22 protein-coding genes are annotated in these 19,519 nt (G+C 70.6%); 8 read left to right on the top strand and 14 right to left on the bottom strand.

Annotated features, from left to right (window positions below; translation table 11 throughout):
• The first annotated feature begins 10 nt into the window (after positions 1–10).
• The 5 genes from atpA (at position 11) to B1H55_RS06240 (ending at position 4,912) form a co-directional block, all read left to right on the top strand.
• On the top strand, positions 11–1,642 hold the full coding sequence (atpA, locus tag B1H55_RS06260) for a F0F1 ATP synthase subunit alpha (protein ID WP_073451359.1): 1,632 nt from the start codon (positions 11–13) through the stop codon (positions 1,640–1,642).
• A gap of 3 nt (positions 1,643–1,645) precedes the next feature.
• On the top strand, positions 1,646–2,590 hold the full coding sequence (locus B1H55_RS06255) for a F0F1 ATP synthase subunit gamma (protein ID WP_073451358.1): 945 nt from the start codon (positions 1,646–1,648) through the stop codon (positions 2,588–2,590).
• Positions 2,591–2,676: 86 nt separating this feature from the next.
• Positions 2,677–4,146 carry a F0F1 ATP synthase subunit beta gene (gene atpD / locus B1H55_RS06250; RefSeq protein ID WP_073451357.1) on the top strand — a complete coding sequence of 490 codons (1,470 nt, stop codon included), beginning with the start codon at positions 2,677–2,679 and terminating at the stop codon, positions 4,144–4,146.
• Between the two features lie 5 nt (positions 4,147–4,151).
• Positions 4,152–4,502: a F0F1 ATP synthase subunit epsilon gene (locus B1H55_RS06245; RefSeq protein WP_073451569.1), complete on the top strand. Its 351-nt coding sequence runs from the start codon at positions 4,152–4,154 to the stop codon at positions 4,500–4,502.
• Positions 4,503–4,504: 2 nt separating this feature from the next.
• Positions 4,505–4,912, top strand: coding sequence for a DUF2550 family protein (locus B1H55_RS06240; RefSeq protein WP_073451356.1), 408 nt, complete (start codon positions 4,505–4,507; stop codon positions 4,910–4,912).
• Between the two features lie 651 nt (positions 4,913–5,563).
• Here the strand turns inward: B1H55_RS06240 and B1H55_RS06230 are convergent.
• Positions 5,564–7,030: a heparan-alpha-glucosaminide N-acetyltransferase domain-containing protein gene (locus tag B1H55_RS06230; protein ID WP_080461638.1), complete on the bottom strand. Its 1,467-nt coding sequence runs from the start codon at positions 7,028–7,030 to the stop codon at positions 5,564–5,566.
• 100 nt (positions 7,031–7,130) lie between these two features.
• Positions 7,131–7,904 (bottom strand): class I SAM-dependent methyltransferase, encoded by a 774-nt coding sequence (locus tag B1H55_RS06225; RefSeq protein WP_073451353.1) that lies wholly within the window; start codon positions 7,902–7,904, stop codon positions 7,131–7,133.
• Between the two features lie 77 nt (positions 7,905–7,981).
• Here B1H55_RS06225 and nucS point away from each other — a divergent pair, with 77 nt between their 5' ends.
• Genes nucS through B1H55_RS06210 form a run of 3 tightly spaced genes read left to right on the top strand, consistent with a single transcriptional unit; the run spans position 7,982 to position 11,275 of the window.
• The gene (nucS, locus tag B1H55_RS06220; RefSeq protein ID WP_073451352.1) at positions 7,982–8,677 is read left to right on the top strand and encodes an endonuclease NucS; all 696 of its coding nucleotides are present in this window, start codon (positions 7,982–7,984) and stop codon (positions 8,675–8,677) included.
• 13 nt (positions 8,678–8,690) lie between these two features.
• The gene (locus B1H55_RS06215) at positions 8,691–9,971 is read left to right on the top strand and encodes a DNA glycosylase AlkZ-like family protein (RefSeq protein ID WP_077240437.1); all 1,281 of its coding nucleotides are present in this window, start codon (positions 8,691–8,693) and stop codon (positions 9,969–9,971) included.
• A gap of 50 nt (positions 9,972–10,021) precedes the next feature.
• Entirely contained in the window at positions 10,022–11,275 is a 1,254-nt protein-coding gene (locus B1H55_RS06210; RefSeq protein WP_077240436.1) for an N-acetylglucosamine-6-phosphate deacetylase, read from the top strand.
• Positions 11,276–12,302: 1,027 nt separating this feature from the next.
• Here B1H55_RS06210 and B1H55_RS06205 read toward each other — a convergent pair.
• From B1H55_RS06205 to rpmB, 12 genes are all read right to left on the bottom strand, one after another.
• Positions 12,303–12,848, bottom strand: a complete 546-nt coding sequence (locus tag B1H55_RS06205; protein WP_077240435.1) for a DinB family protein — start codon at positions 12,846–12,848, stop codon at positions 12,303–12,305.
• The gene (locus B1H55_RS06200; protein WP_077240434.1) at positions 12,845–13,348 is read right to left on the bottom strand and encodes a beta-class carbonic anhydrase; all 504 of its coding nucleotides are present in this window, start codon (positions 13,346–13,348) and stop codon (positions 12,845–12,847) included. The genes B1H55_RS06205 and B1H55_RS06200 overlap by 4 nt, the downstream gene beginning before the upstream one ends.
• Before the next feature lie 141 nt (positions 13,349–13,489).
• Positions 13,490–14,062 carry a P-loop nucleotide/nucleoside kinase family protein gene (locus tag B1H55_RS06195; protein WP_231952794.1) on the bottom strand — a complete coding sequence of 191 codons (573 nt, stop codon included), beginning with the start codon at positions 14,060–14,062 and terminating at the stop codon, positions 13,490–13,492.
• A 12-nt stretch (positions 14,063–14,074) separates the two neighbouring features.
• Complete coding sequence (gene purU / locus B1H55_RS06190) at positions 14,075–14,977, bottom strand: formyltetrahydrofolate deformylase (RefSeq protein ID WP_077240433.1); 903 nt, start codon at positions 14,975–14,977, stop codon at positions 14,075–14,077.
• 10 nt (positions 14,978–14,987) lie between these two features.
• Entirely contained in the window at positions 14,988–16,175 is a 1,188-nt protein-coding gene (locus tag B1H55_RS06185; RefSeq protein WP_231952797.1) for an APC family permease, read from the bottom strand.
• Between the two features lie 127 nt (positions 16,176–16,302).
• Entirely contained in the window at positions 16,303–17,553 is a 1,251-nt protein-coding gene (locus B1H55_RS06180; protein ID WP_077240432.1) for a glutathionylspermidine synthase family protein, read from the bottom strand.
• The gene (locus B1H55_RS06175) at positions 17,554–17,994 is read right to left on the bottom strand and encodes a hypothetical protein (protein ID WP_077240431.1); all 441 of its coding nucleotides are present in this window, start codon (positions 17,992–17,994) and stop codon (positions 17,554–17,556) included.
• A gap of 380 nt (positions 17,995–18,374) precedes the next feature.
• The gene (ykgO, locus tag B1H55_RS06170) at positions 18,375–18,497 is read right to left on the bottom strand and encodes a type B 50S ribosomal protein L36 (RefSeq protein ID WP_003782012.1); all 123 of its coding nucleotides are present in this window, start codon (positions 18,495–18,497) and stop codon (positions 18,375–18,377) included.
• Between the two features lie 2 nt (positions 18,498–18,499).
• Positions 18,500–18,778 carry a type B 50S ribosomal protein L31 gene (locus B1H55_RS06165; protein ID WP_077240430.1) on the bottom strand — a complete coding sequence of 93 codons (279 nt, stop codon included), beginning with the start codon at positions 18,776–18,778 and terminating at the stop codon, positions 18,500–18,502.
• A 13-nt stretch (positions 18,779–18,791) separates the two neighbouring features.
• Positions 18,792–19,097: a 30S ribosomal protein S14 gene (rpsN, locus tag B1H55_RS06160; RefSeq protein ID WP_073451343.1), complete on the bottom strand. Its 306-nt coding sequence runs from the start codon at positions 19,095–19,097 to the stop codon at positions 18,792–18,794.
• Positions 19,097–19,267 (bottom strand): 50S ribosomal protein L33, encoded by a 171-nt coding sequence (gene rpmG / locus B1H55_RS06155; protein WP_073451342.1) that lies wholly within the window; start codon positions 19,265–19,267, stop codon positions 19,097–19,099. Before rpmG ends, rpsN begins: the two co-directional genes overlap by 1 nt.
• Positions 19,264–19,503 carry a 50S ribosomal protein L28 gene (rpmB, locus tag B1H55_RS06150; RefSeq protein ID WP_073451341.1) on the bottom strand — a complete coding sequence of 80 codons (240 nt, stop codon included), beginning with the start codon at positions 19,501–19,503 and terminating at the stop codon, positions 19,264–19,266. Before rpmB ends, rpmG begins: the two co-directional genes overlap by 4 nt.
• Positions 19,504–19,519 lie beyond the last annotated feature (16 nt).

Genomic DNA, 19,519 nt, shown 5'->3' with positions numbered 1-19,519 from the left:
GAGACCAAAGATGGCAGAGCTGACCATCAAGGCCGAGGAGATCCGCTCGGCGCTCAGTGATTTCGCGCGGGCCTACAAGCCCGCGGGAGTCGCCGCCGAGGAGGTCGGGCACGTCATCTTCGCCGCCGACGGCATCGCCCACGTCGAGGGCCTGCCCGGCGTCATGGCCAACGAGCTGCTCACCTTCGAGGACGGCACCGCCGGCCTGGCCATGAACCTCGACGAGCGCCAGATCGGCGTCGTCGTCCTGGGCGACTTCGCGGGCATCGACGAGGGGCAGACCGTGCGCCGCACCGGCGAGGTCCTGTCCGTCCCCGTGGGCGACGCCTTCCTGGGCCGCGTGGTGGACCCCCTGGGCCGCCCCATCGACGGCCTGGGCGAGATCGCCGCCGAGGGGCGCCGCGCCCTGGAGCTCCAGGCCCCCGGCGTCATGGCCCGCAAGTCCGTCCACGAGCCGCTCCAGACGGGGCTGAAGGCCATTGACTCGATGATCCCGATCGGCCGCGGCCAGCGTCAGCTCATCATCGGCGACCGCAAGACCGGCAAGACCGCCATCGCCCTGGACACCATCCTCAACCAGAAGGCGGCCTGGGACAGCGGAGACCCCGCCAAGCAGGTCCGCTGCATCTACGTGGCCACCGGCCAGAAGGGATCGACCATCGCCGCCGTGCGCGCAGCCCTCGAGGAGCGCGGCGCACTGGAGTACACCACGATCGTCGCCTCCCCGGCCTCCGACCCCGCCGGATTCAAGTACCTCTCCCCGTACACCGGCTCGGCCATCGGCCAGCACTGGATGTACGCCGGCAAGCACGTCCTCATCGTCTTCGACGACCTGTCCAAGCAGGCCGAGGCCTACCGCGCCGTCTCCCTCCTCCTGCGCCGCCCGCCGGGCCGCGAGGCCTACCCCGGTGACGTCTTCTACCTGCACTCGCGCCTGCTCGAGCGCTGCGCGAAGCTCTCCGACGACCTCGGCGCCGGCTCCATGACCGGCCTGCCGGTCATCGAGACCAAGGCCAACGACGTCTCGGCCTACATCCCCACCAACGTCATCTCCATCACCGACGGGCAGATCTTCCTTCAGTCCGACCTGTTCAACTCCGATCAGCGCCCCGCCGTCGACGTCGGCATCTCGGTCTCCCGAGTCGGCGGGGCGGCCCAGGTCAAGGCGATGAAGAAGGTCGCCGGGACCCTCAAGATCACGCTGGCGCAGTACCGCTCCATGCAGGCCTTCGCCATGTTCGCCTCCGACCTGGACGCCACCACCCGCGCCCAGCTGACCCGCGGCGAGCGCCTCATGGAGCTGCTCAAGCAGCCGCAGTTCACCCCCTACCCCGTCGAGGAGCAGGTGGTCAGCGTGTGGACGGGCACCAACGGATACCTCGACGACCTCGAGGTGGCCGATGTCCTGCCATTCGAGGCGGCCCTCCTGGACCACCTGCGCCGCAACTCGACCGTCCTGGCGGCCATCCGCGACACCGGGCAGCTCTCCGAGGACACCGAGGCCGAGTTGCGCTCCGCCGTCGAGTCCTTCCGCACCACCTACCTCTCCGGCGGGCGGATGCTCTCCGGGGAGGTCGCCGACGCCGAGGACGAGGTCGTCGCCGAGCGCACGAGCGAGCAGATCGTGCTCAAGAGGGGCTGACCCGTGGCAGGTAATCAGCGCGTCTACAAGCAGCGCATCCGGTCGACCCAGACGCTCCAGAAGGTGTTCCGGGCCATGGAGCTCATCGCCTCCTCCCGGATCGGCGCCGCGCGCCGCAGCGCTGCCGAGGCCGGGCCCTACGATCACGCGCTGAGCCAGGCGGTGGCCGCCGTCGGAACCTACTCCGGGCTCGACCACCCCATCACGCGCGAGCGCGAGGACACCGATCGGGTGGCCGTCGTCGTGGTCACCTCCGACCGCGGCATGGCCGGCGCCTACTCCGCCACCATCCTGCGCGAGTCCGAGCGGCTCATCGAGCACCTCGTGGAGGACGGCAAGGAGCCGATCCTGTTCACCTACGGGCGCCGCGCGCAGAACTACTTCGCCTTCCGCGGCCGCCCCGTGGAGTACTCCTGGACCGGGGACTCCGACCGCCCCAGCGCCGAGCACATCGAGGAGGTCGCCTCCCTCCTCCTCGAGTACTTCCTCGCCCCCGGCGACGCCGGGGGAGTGGCCGAGGTGCACATCGTCTTCACCCGCTACGTCTCCATGGTCTCCCAGGTGCCGGAGGTCCGCCGAATGCTCCCGCTGACGGTCGTGGACCTGGGCGGCCCGGGCGAGATCAACCGCGAGGACATCGCCGCCACTCAGGCGGTCCAGCTCTCCGCGATCAAGGGCACCCAGCCCCTCTACGAGTTCGTGCCCTCCACCTCCAAGGTGCTCGACGCGCTCCTCACCCGCTACGTGGGCTCGCGCATCCGCAACGCCCTGCTGCAGTCGGCCGCCTCCGAGCTGGCCAGCCGCCAGCAGGCCATGCACACGGCCACCGACAACGCCGAGGAGCTCATCACCACGTACACCCGGCTCGCCAACGCGGCGCGCCAGGCGGATATCACCCAGGAGATCTCCGAGATCGTCTCCGGCGCCGACTCCCTCGCCGCAGAGTAGACCCACCACCCCGGCGGCCCCGCCGCCCGCAAGACCCGACTCAACGTCAATAGGCATCGACAGACTCAGACATGGAAGAGCGCATCATGGATGACACCACCACCCAGGCCGCCCCGGACACCACCGAGGCGGGCCCCGGCATCGGCCGCGTCACGCGGATCATCGGCGCCGTCGTCGACGTCGAGTTCCCGCCGGACGCGATCCCCGCCATGTACAACGCCCTCAAGGTGACCATCCGGGCCACCAGCGAGGGCGAGGAGGCGCGTGAGATCACCCTCGAGGTAGCCCAGCACCTGGGGGACAACATCGTGCGCGCCATCTCCCTCAAGCCCACCGACGGGCTCGTGCGCGGCGCCGAGGTCCGCGACACCGGCGCCCCCATCTCCGTGCCGGTCGGCGACATCACCAAGGGCCACGTCTTCAACGTCACCGGCGAGGTCCTCAACCTCGCCGAGGGCGAGACCCTGGAGGTCAACGAGCGCTGGCCCATCCACCGCCAGCCCCCCACCTTCGAGCAGCTCGAGTCCAAGGAGCAGATGTTCGAGACCGGCATCAAGGTCATCGACCTGCTCACCCCCTACGTCCAGGGCGGCAAGATCGGCCTGTTCGGCGGCGCCGGCGTGGGCAAGACCGTGCTCATCCAGGAGATGATCCAGCGCGTGGCCCAGAACCACGGCGGCGTCTCCGTGTTCGCCGGCGTCGGTGAGCGCACCCGCGAGGGAAACGACCTCATCGTCGAGATGGAGGAGGCCGGCGTCTTCGACAAGACCGCCCTCGTCTTCGGCCAGATGGATGAGCCGCCGGGCACGCGCCTGCGCGTGGCGCTGTCAGCCCTGACGATGGCCGAGTACTTCCGCGACGTCCAGCACCAGGACGTGCTGCTGTTCATCGACAACATCTTCCGCTTCACGCAGGCCGGCTCCGAGGTCTCCACGCTGCTGGGCCGCATGCCCTCGGCCGTGGGCTACCAGCCGAACCTCGCCGATGAGATGGGTCTGCTCCAGGAGCGCATCACGTCGGCCGGCGGCCACTCGATCACCTCCCTGCAGGCCATCTACGTGCCCGCGGACGACTACACCGACCCCGCCCCGGCCACGACCTTCGCCCACCTGGACGCCACCACCGAGCTCTCCCGTGAGATCGCCTCGCGGGGCATCTACCCCGCGGTGGATCCGCTGGCCTCCTCCTCGCGCCTGCTGGCCCCCCAGTACGTGGGCCAGGAGCACTACGACGTCGCCACCCGGGTCAAGTCCATCCTGCAGAAGAACAAGGAGCTCCAGGACATCATCGCGATCCTCGGCGTCGACGAGCTGAGCGAGCAGGACAAGGTCACCGTGGCCCGCGCCCGGCGCATCGAGCAGTTCCTGAGCCAGAACACCTACATGGCGGAGAAGTTCACCGGCGTGCCCGGCTCCACCGTGCCCCTGGCCGAGACCGTCGAGGCGTTCAAGCGGATCTGCGACGGCGACTACGACTCCTACCCCGAGCAGGCCTTCTACAACATCGGCGGCATCGAGGATCTCGAGCGCCGGGCCGCCGAGCTCGCCGGGGAGTGAGCGCGATGGCGCCCGCAGTGCTCACGGTCGAGATCGTCTCCCGCAACGGGGGCACGGCCTGGGAGGGAGAGGCCTCCCAGGTCTCCGTGCCGCTCGACGACGGCGAGATGGGCATCCTGCCCGGGCACCAGCCGGTTCTCGCGCTGCTGGGCACCGGGACCGTCCGGCTGACCACCGTTGAGGGGGCGCCCGTGGAAATGCCGGTCGCCAGGGGCTTCTGCTCCGTGGACCACAACACGATCACCGTGGCCGCCGATCTGGCGGGGGCGGAGGTCGCCGCCGCTGAGGCTGCCGGCGCCGAGGACGCCACCGCCGGGGCCGGCAGCCTCAGCGGCACGACGACGAGCGCGGAGTGACGATGATGGAGCAGGTGCTGGTAGTCCTCGCGCTGGTGGCCCTGCTCGCCGTCGTCCTACTCGTCATCTTCCTGACCCGGCTGCGCTCGATCGCCGGGCGCGTGGGCTCCTTCGAGTGCGCCCTGCAGCGGCCGGGGGGCATGACCTGGACCTCCGGGCTGGCGCTGTTCACCGATAACTCCCTGCGCTGGTACCGGCTCATCTCGGTGTCCCCTCGGCCCGCCGCCCACTGGGCCAGGGAGTCGATCGAGCTCGGTCAGGCCGTGAGGCGCTTCGAGAACGGCAAGGTCCTCGAGGTCCCCTGCACCATCGCGGGCCGGCGCTACAAGCTGGCGATGCACGAGGCGTCCCACTCCGCCCTCGTCGCCTGGATGGAGTCCGCCGCCCCCACCCAACCCACACTCCTCTAACCCCCTCTTATGAGCGAGACCGGTCGAAAACGTCATCGAAACCGGTCGAAATGACGGTCGAGACCGGTTCGGGCCCGCATCAGATGAGGCATGAGGTGGTGATCCGGTGTCGTTACTCCCCAGGCGCGTCGTCGCCGGTGGGGGATGGAGCGGGGCCCCGGTGGCCTCCTCGGGGGCCAGCCCGGCGGTCTGCCGACGGCAGCCCCCGCTGGCGTCCGAGCCATCGGTGCTCTCGCCGTCGCAGATATATCCCTCGCCGGGCTGGACCGTGGAGAGAAGGGCCGCCGGGGCGTCGGAGGGGGCGCTGGTCGAGTCCGGCCCGCCGGTCTCGACGGCGGTGGCGGCGATGGTCGCCGACGGCGTCGAGGTGGTGCTGATGGTGCCGCCATCGGATGAGCAGGCGCCCAGGGCGAGCAGCAGGGAGCATCCCAGTCCGGCGCCACGGATCATCGTGAGTCGGAGGGGGCGCCGAGGGGCGTGCTGCTGGGAGGAGGCGCGGGCGGCCTTGCTCGGGGCGGGCGGGAGGGGATTCATGGGGCATGCCTTCCAGGAGAACCGATGATGTTGACCAGGGAGAGCGCAGGCCTCAGGGCGGACCCGCGACGGCGCCAGCGCCGTCGTGCTCACGGTAGAGGCCCGCTGACCTGTGCGCTAGATCTGTCCGTGATCTGAGCGAGACGTGGCGTCGCACGGGGCGCCTTGGGGAATTGCGAGCGAGGGATGGACCGGTTTCGTTGCCGTTTTCGACCGGTTTCGATGGCGATATCGACCGGTCTCGGCGAAAAGGGGCGGGTCACTGGAGGCGCGGGCGGCCCGCAGGGAGATCACATGGATGATGTGCTCCATCGGCCCGCGGGCGAAGACGGCCAGCCAGGCCATCGCGAAGGCTGCCAGGCCGCCCATCATGGTCATCAGCGGGCGGTTGTCCTGGGCGCTCATGAGGTCGAAGGCCCAGATCACCACGATATGCGCACTGTAGATCGTCAGCGACATCGATCCCATGGCCGCCAGCGGCGCGAGCGGCCACCTCGCCCATGCCCCCGCCGATGCCAGCAGTTGCAGCAGGGCGATGACGGCCACCGCGACCCCTCCGGAGCCGAGCACCTCGAAGAAGCTGTTCGTGTGCGGCTTGGCCGACAGCAGCACCGGCCACTCGGAGGAGCCGCTGATCGCCTCGCCATCGCCGCAGACCGGCGTCGCGGCGGCGGTGCCCTGAGCGAGCGCGGAACCGGAGGAGCCATCGGCACCGATGATGGGGCCACCGGGATCCGAGCCGCCCTCGGAGGCGCCCCGGCTCGTGGACACGGTGAGGTGGAACTCGTCGGGCCTCTCCGCCCCCGCCGCGCGCGTGAGCAGGTAGGCGCCGCCGTAGCCGAGCACCGCGCACAGCGCCCCGATCGCCGCCAGCCGGGCCACGCGCCGGGCCCCGCTGATCCCCATCCTCGCGAGCCCTATCCCCAGGAGGATGAAGGACATCCACACCGCCCCTGGATAGGCGCCCGTGACGAACAGGCCCAGGAGCGCCTCGGAGCCGTCGGAGGCGGCGGGCCAGGAGGCCAGCCCCATGCGTGCCATCGCCGGCGGGAGCGCCTTGAGCACGAGCGGCCCGACGACGGCCGTCGCCGCAGCGGCGATGAACAGCCGTCGGGCGCGCCAATGGAGGACCGGCAGTGCCGCGGCGAACCAGGCGGCGTAGTAGCCCAGGATGATCACCACCCCGGTGGTGAAGGTGATGAGCACCCCGGCGATGGCCATGAGCAGTACCGCGCGCACGAGGATCCGCAGCCGCGTGCGCACGAGGCGATCGCCCGTGTGGGGCCTCTCGCGCCCGGACATGATCCCGAGTGAGAACCCCGCGATGACCGCGAAGAGCACCGCGGAGCGGCCGTGCGCCAGGTTGAGCCAGCCCGGCAGCGTGTTGAGCCCGCAGCTCGTGATGCCCACATGGGCCGCCGCCATGCCGAACAGCGCGAGGCCCCGAGCGGCGTCGAGGCCGATGAGCCGATCCGATCCGGCCGTCCCGGTGAGGTACGGGCCCCGGCGCAGGGGGAGGCGCCGGCTCTCCGGGACGGGGGTGGAGCCGGGTGCGGGCGGTGCCGTGGTGCTCGTGCTGCTCACTCGTGGGACTCCTCAGGACGCGGCGAGCCTCGATCAACAGGCGGATCATCCCTCATCCCGGGCGGCCGCGTGGATCAGCCCGCCAGTCGAGGAGACCCGCTCAGCGGCGGACGAAGGAGAGCAGGAGGAGATCATCGCGCACCGGTCCAGGCTCCAGGCCGACCCGCGCGGCCCTGGCGCGCAAGTGCTCCGGGGTGAGGATCCTCCAGGAGGTGCGGGCCGCGCGCTCATCGATCACGTCTCCCGCCGCCGTGCGGACCGTCCACCGCATGGTCCAGCGCATCGAGTCGCCGTCGGGCTCGGCCCGCCCCTCCGTGCCGTATCGCAGCCCGCCGACGGCGCTCTGCCCGAAGTCGGTCCACGGAACCTCCACGGGCTCCAGCGGGCCCTGGAGGGAGATGACGACGACGCCTCCCGGGGCCAGGCGTTCGCCCGTGAAGTCCCAGAGCCTCTCCTCCTCCGCCTCATCGAGGTGCCCGAGCATGTTGAGCGCGACGACCGCGCCGAGGCGGGAGGGCAGGAGGGGCGCGGCGTCATCGAGGGTCCCGGGCAGGACGGTGGCGCGCCGCGCCAGGCCGGGAAGGGCGCAGACGGTGGCCATGAGCCCCGCCCGCATGGCCGGATGCGGCTCGACGGCGTGCAGCGGATGGTCCCCGAGGGCTGCGAGGCAGGGCAGGAGCGCGCCGGTGCCCGAGCCGAGGTCGAGGATCGGCAGCCCGGGTGGAGCGCCGTCGTCGCCGCCGAGGATCTCCGTGAGCGCGGGGCCCATCGCCTCCACGTAGGGCAGGACCAGCGCCGCGTGGATGTCCGCGTTGGCGCTGTAGAGATCGTCGGGGAGGCCCGGAGGGCCAGGGATCTTCTCGGAAGGGCTCATGCGGACTCCTCTCGCATCGCGGCTGCCAGGGCGTCGTCCTGTCGTCCGCGCCCGAGGCTACCCGTTAGGGTGGGCCGGTGCGCGTCGTCATCGCTTCCTGCTCCGTGGACTACTCCGGCCGCCTGTCCGCCCACCTGGACCGGGCCAACCGCCTGATCATGGTCAAGGCGGACGGCTCCGTGCTCGTCCACTGCGACGGCGGCTCCTACAAGCCGCTGAACTGGATGAGCCCGCCCGCGCGCCTGACCGAGTTGGAGCCGGACGAGGAGGACCGCGAGGCCGGCGTCGTCGCCCGCTGGGAGGTGGCCTCCACCAAGACCGACGACCGCCTCGTCATCCGCATCCACGAGATCATCTCGGACGACTCGGTGGATCTGGGCCCCGAACCGGGCCTGCTCAAGGACGGCGTCGAGGCCCACCTCCAGGAGCTCCTCGCCGAGCAGATCGAGGTCCTGGGCCCCGGTCACCGCCTCGTGCGCCGCGAGTACCCCACCGCCATCGGCCCGGTGGACATCATGGCCAAGGACTCCACGGGGGCGAGCATCGTCGTCGAGATCAAGCGCGTGGGCGGGATCGACGGCGTCGAGCAGCTCACGCGCTACCTCGACCTTCTCGGGCGCGATCCCCTGCTCGCCCCCGTGCGCGGGGTTTTCGCCGCTCAGACCATCAAGCCCCAGGCGCGCGTGCTCGCCGAGGACCGGGGCATCCGCTGCGTCGTCCTGGACTACGACGCGATGCGCGGCATGGACGACGTCGAATCGCGGCTCTTCTGATAGCGACGTTCTCATGACCGCTCGCGCTCCTCGCAAGGCCCCTGTCGGCTGGCCCCTGCCCCGGCAGGCCTCGCTGCTGCGGATCGTGGCGCAGGGGCTCGTGCCCGCGACCGCCGCCCCAGATCCGGTCGAGGCCGTGCGGCGGCAGCTCGCCATCCAGGGCCAGCAGGTCTCCGCCATCCCGCACGCCATCGCCTCGCGCACCGCGCCGCAGGTGGGGCGCACCAGGATCGAGGAGGCTTTCGCGGCCCGCGAGCTCGTGCGCTCCTGGCCCATGCGCGGCACCGTCCACGTCACGACGGCTGCCGACCACCACTGGATGCGCGAGGCGCTCGTTCACCGCATGTCGAACTGGATGCGCCTCGACGCCGAGCGCTTCGGGCACGGCTCGGCCGGCATGGAGCGCGCCGCGCGGGCCGCGTGGGAGGCGATCGATCGGGCAGTGGCCGCCGGGCGCCCGGGAGCCACCCGCGCCGAGATCGTCGAGGCCTGGCACGACGACGGCGTCCTGCCCGATCTCATCGCCTCCGGCGCCCCGGAGGGCTACGCGAAGCGACACCTCGTCGTCGGCCTCCACGCGATCGGCGCCCTCGTCCAGGGACCGCGCGAGGGCGGCGAGCACCTCATCATCGACGCCCGTCCCCTGCCCGGCTCCGAGAGCGGGCCGGGAGGCGGAGAAGGAGTCGCGAGGGGGCAGTCCGGCCACCGCGCGGCCCTCGCCGAGATCGCCCGGCGCTATGCCACGAGCCACGGTCCGATCACTGCGGAGGACCTCTCCCGCTGGACCACCCTGCCCAAGGGGGAGGCCGCCCGGGCGCTTGCGGACGCCGTCGAGATGACGAACGCCCGGGACTACGCGGTCGACCCGGGCACCGGCGCCGTGCCGCTGGCCCGGGCGGTGGCCTCAGGAGGGGCCCGAGGGAGTCTGCGGCTGCTGGGCACCGGGGAGGAGGCGCCGACCAGCGCCGCCGTGCTGCACCTGCGCGCGGACCTGCCCGATCTGCTCGCCGCCAACCGAGAGGACGCTGAGCGGACGCTCTTCCTGGCCTCCTTCGATGAGCTCCATGTGGGCTACAAGGACCGCGGCTGCCTGACGGACGACGCCGGTGAGCGCCTCATCTGCCCCTCCATGAACGGCATGTTCCGGCCCCTGCTCGTGGACCGCGGGCGCGTCGTCGCGGTGCGGCCAGTGGGCGCGGGGCTGATCTGGGCCTCCGGGGTCCGGCGCTCGGCGCGCCTCGAGAGGGATGTGGAGCGAGCCGTGCGCGGCATCGAGGAGCGGCTGGCCCGTTGATGCGACCAGCGCGGTCGCGGTTGTCTGATGTCTGGGTCTATGCTGCGAGCATGAGCAGCGCTGCCACCGCCCTGCGCGGACGAGTCGTCACACCGGACGCCATCATCGACGACGGCCTCGTCGTCGTCGCCGACCGCCATATCGCCTGGGTCGGTCAGGCCTCGGCGGCGACGGGCGCGGGATTCGGTGAGGCGCTTCAGGGCGCCGAGGCGGCCCCCGAGGGCGGTTACCTCCTGCCCGGGCTCGTGGACGTCCACTGCCACGGCGGGGGCGGCGAGTCGTTCCCCAACGCCACCACCCCCGTGCAGGCGATGGTTTCCGTCCTGGAGCACCGCCGCCACGGCACCACCAGTCTCGTGGCCTCCTGCGTGACGGCGTCCGCCGATGTCCTGAGGGAGCGCACCAAGGTCCTGGCCGAGCTGTGCGAAGCGGGCGAGCTCGCCGGCATCCACTTCGAGGGGCCGTTCGTCTCCGTGGAGCGCTGCGGAGCCCAGGATCCCACCTACATCGTCGATCCCGATGCTCGGCTCACCCGTGAGCTCATCGAGCTGGGGCGCGGTCACGTGGTCACGATGACGATCGCCCCGGAGAAGCCCGGCATCACGGGTGACGACGGCGTCAACGCCGCGCTCATCGAGGGCGGCGCCCTGCCCTCCTTCGGGCACACCGACTCCGGCGCCACCCCCGTGCGGGCCGCCCTGGCCGACGCCGCCGCCCGCATCGCGGCGCGCCTGGAGGCCGGAGAGCCGGTCCGCTCGCCGCGCTCGACGGCGACGCACCTGTTCAACGGCATGCGCCCCATGCACCACCGCGCTCCGGGGCCGGTGCCGGAGTTCCTGGCCGCCGCCCAGCGGGGCGAGTGCGTCCTGGAGATGATCGGCGACGGCGTCCACCTCGATCCGGCGATCGTGCTCGACATGTTCGAGACGCTGGGGCGGGACAGCGTTGTCCTCATCACCGACGCGATGGCCGCGGCCGGCATGCCCGATGGCGACTACGTCCTCGGCCCCCAGGCCGTCACCGTCTCCGGGGGTGTCGCCCGGCTGACCGGCAAGGAGGCGATCGCCGGCGGGACGGCGCACCTGCTCGATGTCGTGCGCACCACCTGGAAGGGCGGCGTGGACCTGGTGGACGCCGTGTACGCGGCCTCCGTCCAGGGCGCGCGGATCCTCGGGGACCCCAGTATCGGCGCGCTGCGGCCGGGTCTATGGGCCGACGTGCTGGTCACCGACGCCGGGCTCACCCCCGTGCGGGTCCTGCGCCGAGGCGCCGACGTCGACTTCACCAGCCCTCACGCCGCCTGACCCTCCCGCCCCCCACCTATCAGCGAGACCGGTCGAAAACGCCATCGAGACCGGCTCGCCGTCCACAGGGATGGTGGCGCGCCTTCCGTCCGGTTTATCTGGTATCGGCCAGTATGCCCCAATTCATGTATGGGGAGTCGGCGGCAGGGAGCTGAGGCGCTCCGCTGTAATATCGAGGTCGTTCCTTGTATCGAATATATAGAGGAGATCCTATGAACGCATGAGTGAGCGAGGGAATGTCTCGGGGTAAATGGGCTCCTTCAGGCGTTTGGATGTCGATCCTCGCGAGCACGTTGAATAGTCCTTCTCCAATTGTGTAGGATCTTGCGCAAGGAGAAAGTGAACTGTTGGTCAAATGAGTCTGCCCCTGCCCGAGAACGATGTTGACCGCGTCGTACAACATCGTTGTGCGCGAATCGAGGTCGAGGTGTGATGCGTGTATTCTCTTGTTCTCGCGCGCAAGGTCGATGAGTTTGATGATTCCCGGAGTTGAGGAGCTGTACCATCCGGTCGTATGAGAACGGCCTGAATTGGAGATTCTGTCGAGAAGATTATGGGCAGATCCGAATAGGCGGAGCGCGGCGAGATACTGGTCTGTAATATCGACAAGGGAACCGAAGAGAAAGTGGTCGAATTTGTTTGTGTCATAAGTGGTTAGAAAGGGTGTAAAGTATCCGTTGGCAGTGATGCGATGTACTCGCAGGTCCCTTCGCATGAAAGCTTCGAGCGAGCCTTGGGAGCAAGAATTTCTTTCGCTTTCTCTCCTCGCGCGAACCTGCTATCCTCAATGGCTGGGGGCTTGGTCTTCGACTGTGAAACCTTGATCTGGGCGATCTTGCTTAGTCCTGATTCACGGATAGTCGCCCTTGAAGTGTGATGAGTGTTGTTCTCGATGAACGCATTGACCTGGCGGTCAGAAAAAATACAGATACTGCCAAGGCTCGTCCAGTCGGAGCGAGGCAGAGCCTCGACTTGACTCCCTATCTTGCGTTTTCCGATGTCGCCAGCCAATTCTGCGCATGTCCGATCAACCTTCTAGGCCGAGCAAGCGGCGTGCCCAGACCGCCTGGCCGGAGTGCTGGGCGGCGTCGTCGATGATCGAGACCAGTCGTGCGGCGCGTGTGACCGGCGGGTCCCAGGAGCGGTCGATGACCTCGTTGAGCGTGGCGGGGTCGAGCGAGCCGATGTAGTCGCGGGCGAGCGCGTAGGCGGCGTCGAGGTACTCGATGAGCGGGGCCAGGTCGCTCACGCGCACCCGGGCCGACTCCTCGGGGCTGTGGCGCCAGTCCTCGGTGTCGTCAGGCAGGGGCAGGTCCAGGAGCCGTGCGTAGCGCGAGGTCCACAGGGCTTCCTGGCCCGCGAGATCGCTGACCTGCAAGTCGATCTCCCGGGCCGTGTGCCACACGAGCCAGGCCAGGGAGTCGATGCGCGGGGCCAGGGCATCGACCGGGCGGGCGCCGGCCTGCTCGGCCGTCACGTCGGCGAGGGCGCGTCCGAGGCGCTCGCGGGAGCGCTCCAGGGCGTCGAGGAGCACGGCGAGGACCTGAGGATGGGAGGACGTCGTCGTCGTCATGGCCGCTCGACCTCCGTGAGCCGGCCGTTGTCGACGTTGTAGACGAAGCCGCGGGCGGCCGCCCCCGCCGGCACGTGCGGGTCGGCGGCCAGGGCCGTGAGCATCTCGCGCAGGTCCTGCTCGGCGGAGGCGAAGCCTCCCGGTCTCCAGGTGGGGCGCAGGCCGGTGCGCTCGGCCAAGGAGCTCGCGAACTCCGAGTCGTTGAGGTGGGACATGCCGCAGTCGGTGTGGTGGATGAGGAGGATCTCCTCGACCCCGAGCGCGTTCTGGGCGATGGCGAGCGAGCGGCGCACATCCTCGGTGAGGATCCCGCCCGCGTTGCGGATGACGTAGGCGTCGCCGCCCGCCAGCCCCAGCAGGCGGGTGACGTCGAGACGATTGTCCATGCAGGCGACGACGGCGAGACGGGCGCCGGGGCCGACGGGCTGGAAGCCGGCGGTGTAGCGCTCGGCGGCGGCCAGGACGTCGTCGGTGCCCGGACCGGTGGGTGCGGGGGTCATGAGAGCCTCCTCAGCGCGCGGAGCGAGGGCGTCGAGGGCGTCCCGACGCCACCCCCCATCATGCTCCGTGCGTGCCTGGTCCGCACGGGGCGTCCGCCGAAGGAGACGGGCCGTGCGGAGGGCATCGGCGAGACGCGTACCTCAGTCGGCCTGCGCCCGTACCGCCGAGCGGATGAGACCAGCGGCCTCGGCTGGGGACACCGCGCAGGTGTCGATGCGCAGGTCGGCGTCGCGCCACGGTTCATAAACGCGCCCGCAGATCTCCTCCCAAGCGGGCAGGACGAGGCCCGGGATGTCGACCGCCCTGCTCTCGGCCCGGCAGCGGTGGACCTGCGGGTCCTGGCACCACAGCTCGACCTCGAGCAGGTCCGCCCCATGGACTCGGGCGACCTCGCGCCACGCGGCGCGGGTCAAGCCGATCGGGTTGACGCACTCGGTGACGACGCTCAGGCCGCTGCGCAGCAGGTCGCCCGCCACCGCGTACCCGACGGCGTAGCCGGCGCCCTGCACGCCGCCGGGGCCCATCTCACCGGAGTTCCGCAGCGCCTGCTCGATGGAGTCGATGCGCACCCACGCCCAGGTGGCATCACGGCACAGCTGATCTGCCACCGCCGACTTGCCCGTGGCCGGCAGGCCTCCGAGGACGACCAGAGCGGGCGCGCTCGGCTGGGCACAACGGTGGTGACGGCGGTGCGTGCGCTGCGGCGGCGGCATCAGTGCGGTCCGTCAGGAGAAGACCACCGTGCGGTTGCCGTTGAGGAGGACGCGGTGCTCGGCGTGCCACTTGACGGCCTGCGCCAGCACCCGGCGCTCGACGTCCTGACCCTTGCGCTGGAGCGCCACGGGGGAGTCGCTGTGCGAGGCGCGTGTGACGTCCTGCTCGATGATCGGCCCCTCGTCCAGGTCCGCCGTCACGTAGTGGGCGGTGGCGCCGATGAGCTTGACGCCGCGCGCGTGCGCCTGGTGGTAGGGCTTGGCGCCCTTGAAGGACGGCAGGAAGGAGTGGTGGATGTTGATGACGTTGCCGCGCAGCCGCTCGCACAGGGACTCCGAGAGGATCTGCATGTAGCGCGCCAGCACCACGAGCTCCACGCCGAGCTCGTCGACGAGCCCCAGCAGTTCGGTCTCGGCCTGCGCCTTGGTGTCCTTGGTGACGGGGATGCAGTGGAAGGGAACGCCGTAGAACTCGGCGACGGGCCGCAGGTCCTCGTGGTTGCCCACCACGCCCACGACGTCGATCGGCAGGCCCTGGCTCCGCGCCCGGAAGAGCAGATCGGTCAGGCAGTGGGCGGCCTTGCTCACCATGATGAGCGTGCGCAGGGGGCGGTCCACCTCGCCCAGTTCCCACCGCATGGAGTAGGCCTCGGCGAGCTCGGCGAGGTCGGCCTCCAACTCCGAGCGGGGCACGCGGGTGAGCACCGTCACGCGCATGAAGAACAGGCCGGTCTCCTCGTCGCCGAACTGGGAGGACTCGGTGATATTGCCCCCGCGCCGGGCCAGCGCCCCCGTGACCGCGTGGACGATGCCGGGGCGGTCCGGGCAGGACAGGGTGAGCACGAGATGGGCGGCGGGGGAGGGCGCCGACGGCGTGGCGGGAGCCGTCGCGGTCGCGGTCGCAGGAGCAGTCATGGGATGCAGCCTACCCAGCCCCGCCGCGCGTCCCCGATTCGAGGCCGCCGTAGCGCAACGCCCCCGCCACACCCAGCGCACTGAGCCCGACGACGATGAGCCCCACCCCGCCAATGCCGCCGACCGCCGTCGCCCCGTAAGCCGGATCGAGCATCTGGATCGCCACCGCCGTCGTGATGGCCACCATGAGCGCGACCGCCAGGACCTGGACCCACCGCTCGCGCCGGGAGCGGGCGCGCAGCGCCGCGATGAGCGAGCTCGCGGAGAAGTACAGTCCCACGAGCACGCTGAGGGCCTCGACGGTGTCCGTGAAGAGCCCCTCGGAGACGAACAGCAGGCCCGTCCACGCCACCGAGGCGGCCGTGACCACCGCCGTCGCCCAGGAGGTCCGCCGCAGGCGGCCCGCCCAGGAGGGGACCTGGCCGGCGTCGGCCATCGCCTCGATCCCGCGCGCCGTCGGCACGAGCGTCGAGCCCAGGCTCATGATCGCCGAGGAGACCACCGCGATGCGCACCACCGGATGGCCCGTGACCGGGGCGGGGTCGATGGCGCTGTACGCCGTCCCGCCGATTGCGAAGAACCCGACGAGCCCCACCACGGTCAGCGCGGTCACCCGCTGCGGCGCCCCAGTGCTCGTGACCTCGGTCAGGGCGAAGATCGCGTCGAATCCCCAGTAGGCGAAGACGGCCAGCAGCACCGCGTGGAACCAGTCGAGGGGCGAGCCGGCCATGGGCGCCAGCCGCACCCCGCCCCCGGTCACGAGTTCGGCGCAGACGATCGTCGCCCCCACGCCCGCGATCACCGCCAGGTACTGGAGGGCCGCCATGAGCCGCAGCTCGTAGAGGTCGATGAGCGCTGCGAGACCGGTGAGCGCCGCCGCCAGGCCGGCCTTGATCGCCGCCGGTGCGGTGGGGGCGAGGAGGTCGGCCGCCACGTAGGCCATGCCGGAGGTGACGATGACGCCGGTGGAGGCCAGGCAGAATCCCGCGAACCAACCGGTGCGCGGCAGGCGGCGCCGCACCCAGGTGTAGACGCTGCCCTTGTCCGGGTCGCGGCGGTCGTTGGCGCTCATCCCGGCGGCCACGAGGGCGGCGGGGATCGCCGCGAGCAGGTAGACGACGGCGGTGCCCGCGCCGACCAGGGCGGCGATGAGCGGGGCCGTCACCATGATCGAGTACCACGGAGCGGTGGCGGACATGGCGAGCGCGGTTCCCTGGGCGGTGGTCAGGCGCGGGCCGCTCGCGGCGCGCGCGTCCCGTGCCGCTCCCGCGCGCGCCCGCAGCGGCGTCGTCGATTCGAGTACCAGTGGTGCTCCTCAGTGCGTTTCAGAGGCGGATCCGGTTGGGCACGAACCGGCAGTAGTAGTCCGTGACGGGCCCGTCGGACTCGCGGATGCCCAGTCCGTAGCACTCGTCGCCCACCATCCAAGTGCCCAGGACGGGGCGGTTGTGCAGGTGGTCGGAGCCGGTGAAGTCGGGGAGCTTGCAGAACTCCTGGATGACGTAGCCCTCGACGCCCCAGCCGCCGGGCTGGACGATGTGCCGGCCCTCCCCGTGCAGCTCGATGTTCGCGCCCTCGCGGGCGTGCAGCGGCTTGATGACGTACTCGCTCATGCCCATCGTGTCGTGGCGGGCGCGGGCCTCATCGGGGTACATGTAGGTGGGGATGAGGTTGGGGTGGTTCGGATAGAGGTGCCACAGTGCCGCCGAGAGCGCCTTGGTGGACAGGAACATCGTCCAGGCGGGCTGGAACCAGTAGTCCGGCTTGAGCGCGCAGATCGCGGGGCCGAACTCCTCGAACATCATCTCCTCCCACGGGTAGAGCTTGAAGATCGCCTCGAGGTGGCGGTTCTCCCCGTCGGTGAAGCGGGCGGTCTCCCGATCCAGCCCGAGCTGCTTCATCTCCACGAGCATGCCGGTCAGGCCCGCCTGCGTGGCGGTGTCCATGAGGTAACCCGTGGTCATGAGGTCCTCGCCGGAGTCGTCGGCGTCGGTGTAGGCGAAGTGGTACATGTGGGGGCGCAGGCCGTGGAGTCGGCCGAGGCGCTCATCGATGCGCCCCCACTGGGCGATGAGCTCCTCGTGGATGCCGTTCCACTGGTCGATGCCCGTCAGGCCCGCCTTCAGGTGGACGTCCTCGTGCCAGTACCACTGGATGAGGGCGGCCTCCACCAGCCCGGTGGGGGTGTCCGCGTTGTACTCCAGCATCTTCGGCGGGCGCCCGTCATTGCCCGAGTAGATGAGGTCGAAGCGCGAGTAGAGCGAGGGGTCGTCGCGGTCGAGGGAGACCGTGGCGTACTCGATGGCCTCGCGCGGGATGCCGAGGTTGAAGGGGGAGCCGGGCTTGAGGGACTCCTCGGCGAGGAACCCCGCCGCGTCCTTGGCCATCATGTGGAGGCTCTCACTGGTGCGCTCCAGGAGGTCGACCTCGTCCACGGTGAGCTCGTAGCAGGCGAACTCGTTCCAGTAACTCGTGTTGGCCCCCGTGGCGGGGTCGGTGGTCTCGGAGAAGACGAGGCCCTGGCGGGCGATGGTGTCGCGCCAGCCGGGGCGCGGTGAGGATGGGACGCGCAGCACTCAGGACCCCGATCCGCCCTTGGAGCCGGAGCCGAAGCCCCCGTGGCTGGTCCCCGAGCCCCGCGAGTAGGAGCCCCCCGAGCGGCCCGAGGTGGTGACCTTGCTGCTCGACGACGGCTTGGAGTCGCTGTACCCCGAGGGCACTTTCTCGCCGACCCCCGGGGCGCTGACCGAGGAGCCGCGCGAGATCGGCGTGTAGACCCAGTGGGGGCCGCTCGAATGGCTGCTCGAGCGGGTGCTCCCGTAGTCGTCGGGGCAGTTCGTGTCCTCGGTGCGCTCGCCCGTGGCGGGGTCCTTGCAGACCCTGACGTAGTCGGCGTCGGTGTTGCCGTCGTCGGATTTCTCCGGGGCGCAGCCGCTCAGGCCCCCGATCCACAGGGCCGCCGCTGCGGCGGTGACTGCGGAGACAACGACTCTCTGCCCTCGGCTCCTGGCGTGCATCGTTCTTCCTTCCCGCGCCGTGCCGGGGTCGGGGCCCGGCGCCGATGGGCGCGGGCAACAGCCTAGGGTCGGCGGGCGCCGTCGACAACGATGCCCCCACGGCAGGGCTCCCCATGCGGGGCGCTGCGAGCGGGCCCCAGCATCCCCGGTGCGCCACCGTGTCAATTCTGCTGCCGTGAAGGAACGAGCCGCTCGGTGGCGCGGGAGGGAACGCTGCGATTCCGGCGATCGCCGTCGGCGCTCTCCTGCTCCGTCCACCGCACGGCAGCAGGTTTGACGGACCCTCCGCCCGCCGGGAGCGGGAGCGACCCGCGCCGGTCATGGTCGGCGCGGGTCGCGAGGGGATGGGGCGGGGAGGAGGGCTCCCACGCGGGCGCGGCTCAGCCCTGGCGGGCCTTGAGGCGCGGGTTCTTCTTGTTGATGACGTAGGTGTGGCCGCGGCGGCGCACCACCTTCGAGCCCGGCTGCTTGGCCAGGGAGCGGATCGAGGCGCGGACCTTCATTCTCAGGACTCCTTCGAGGGGTTGGCGGCGGGGCGGGCGCGCTTGCCGTAGCGGCGCTCGAACTTCTCCACACGGCCGGCCGTGTCCAGGATCCGGCCCTGGCCGGTCCAGAACGGGTGGGAGGCGCTGGAGACCTCGACGTCGACGACGGGGTAGGTATTGCCGTCCTCCCACTCAATGGTCTCGGCGGAGGTCATGGTCGAGCGGGTGAGGAAGGCGAAGTCCGCGCTCTTGTCGCGGAAGACGATCGGGCGGTAGTCGGGGTGGATTCCGGGTCTCATGGGCTGCTCCTCATCACCAGGACGACTTGACGATGCCGGGCAGCTCGCCGCGCGCGGCCATTTCGCGGAATCGCACGCGGGAGGTCCCGGTGGCGCGCAGGTAGCCGCGCGGGCGCCCGTCGACGACGTCCCGGTTGCGCACTCGCGTGGGGGAGGCATCACGGGGCAGGGCGTGCAGAGCGGCCATGGCGGCCTCGCGCTCCTCAGCACTCAGGTGCGGGTTGACGGAGGCCCTCTTGAGCTCGGCGCGGCGCTCGGCGTAGCGGGCGACGACGGCGCGGCGGCGCTTGTCCGCGGCGATCTTGGAGTTCTTGGCCATCAGCGGGACTCCTTGAACTCGACGTGGCGGCGCACCACGGGGTCGAACTTGCGCAGCACGAGGCGGTCGGGGGTGTTGCGGCGGTTCTTGCGGGTGACGTAGGTGTAGCCCGTGCCCGCGGTGGACACCATCTTGATGATGGGGCGCAGGTCCTTTGCGGTCTTGCTCATCGCAACTTCTCCCCTCGGGCGAGCATGTCGGCCACGACGGCGTCGATGCCCTTCTTGTCGATGGTCTTGATCCCGCGCGCGCTCACGGTCAGCGTGATGGTGCGCCCGAGCGAGGGCGCCCAGTAGCGCTTGCGCTGGAGGTTGGGATCCCAGCGCCGGTTCGTGCGGCGGTGGGAGTGGGAGACGGACTTGCCGAAGACCGGCCGGGCTCCCGTGACTTGGCAGTAGGTGGTCATGGGTGCAGTATTGGGA

The sequence above is a fragment of the Actinomyces denticolens genome, assembly GCF_002072185.1.
GTDB classification, from domain to species: Bacteria; Actinomycetota; Actinomycetes; order Actinomycetales; family Actinomycetaceae; genus Actinomyces; species Actinomyces denticolens.
Note: the sequence above shows the minus strand (reverse complement) of the source record. Positions and strands in the feature narration are given on the sequence as shown.